Origin of the sequence: Rheinheimera pleomorphica, from assembly GCF_011634895.1 — a bacterium.
Lineage (GTDB): Bacteria > Pseudomonadota > Gammaproteobacteria > Enterobacterales > Alteromonadaceae > Alishewanella > Alishewanella pleomorphica.
The window spans coordinates 1-359 of record NZ_SIRR01000017.1 but is presented as its reverse complement, the minus strand read 5'-3'; the positions used below and the strand labels follow the sequence as shown (position 1 = coordinate 359).

At 49.0% G+C, this 359-nt stretch carries 1 rRNA gene; it reads right to left on the bottom strand.

What is annotated here, in order from left to right:
- Positions 1-272, bottom strand: a 23S ribosomal RNA gene (locus tag EYB30_RS14925); the annotation flags it as partial.
- Positions 273-359 lie beyond the last annotated feature (87 nt).

Genomic DNA, 359 nt, shown 5'->3' with positions numbered 1-359 from the left:
CTTAAGGGCTACTCCGCGTTCGCTCGCCGCTACTAACGGAATCTCGGTTGATTTCTTTTCCTCGGGGTACTTAGATGTTTCAGTTCTCCCGGTTTGCCTCCCAACACTATGTATTCATGTTGGGATAGTGCATAAATGCACTGGGTTTCCCCATTCGGATATCTGCGGGTCTTGCGCCTCTTACCGGCTTCCCACAGCTTTTCGCAGGTTAGTACGTCCTTCATCGCCTCTGACTGCCAAGGCATCCACCGTGTACGCTTAGTCACTTAACCATACAACCCCAAAATGTCTTGAGATGTACAGTGTGCTTTGCTATACACTCTCTCGCTTGAGTTCGAGAGGTTGCTTAGCTTGTTTTT